Origin of the sequence: Fervidobacterium sp., assembly GCA_026419195.1 — a bacterium.
Classification (GTDB): Bacteria; Thermotogota; Thermotogae; order Thermotogales; family Fervidobacteriaceae; genus Fervidobacterium.
In genome coordinates, this window is the sequence record JANZZV010000083.1 from 1 (window position 1) to 848 (window position 848).

Here is an 848-nt window from a genome sequence, read left to right on the forward strand (position 1 = left end):
GGGTAAAACTGTAAGAGTTCTTGTTTTCGCAAAAGGAGAAAAGGCAGAAGAAGCGAAAAATGCAGGAGCAGATTACGTTGGTGCAGAAGAACTTGCCGATAAGATAGCCAATGAAGGTTTTGTCGACTTTGACGTTGCAATCGCTACACCGGATATGATGAAAGTAATTGGAAAACTTGGAAAAATACTCGGTCCAAGAGGGCTTATGCCAAACCCAAAAACAGGTACTGTTACGGAAGACATCGCGGCAACTGTATCAGAATTCAAAAAAGGTAAAGTTGAGGTAAGAACAGACAAGACAGGAAACCTTCACTTCCCGGTTGGAAAAGCTTCATTTGACACCACCAAACTGAAAGAAAACATAAAATCAGCCTATGAACAAGTACTTGCATTAAGACCAGCAGGTGTTAAGGGGCAGTTCATCAAAAAGGCTGTCATTGCATCAACAATGGGACCTGGAATAAAACTTGACCTAAGTACGATAGCTGAAGGAAAGAAATAAAGACCCCCCCAGTGTAAACTGGGGGTTTTTTATTTAACAAAAAAGTTTCATAAAATTCTTCTCTTTATTTGCCAAAATTGTCGACAATTATTAAAACAAGATTTTTAGTGTAAGCGTATTTATAAAGAGATATTTAGCAAATTAATAAATTTTTCTCCTATCTTCATAAACCTTGACCTCCTCTTTCAAAAAAGTACAGCTCTTTTTGTAGCGTTTCATTACAAATCTGAGAAAAATAAGTATACCATCCATAAATATACCATCCACATAATTGCAATATTTTGTGTAAACGTGATATAATTATATACGAAATATAGAAATCCTTTATCTTTCAGTTCAAATTTGG

The 848-nt window shown here is 35.6% G+C and carries 1 protein-coding gene; it reads left to right on the plus strand.

What is annotated here, in order from left to right; translation table 11 throughout:
* On the plus strand, positions 1–502 hold a 502-nt coding region (rplA, locus tag N2Z58_09445; GenBank protein ID MCX7654882.1), incomplete at its 5' end, for a 50S ribosomal protein L1.
* Positions 503–848: the final 346 nt, after the last annotated feature.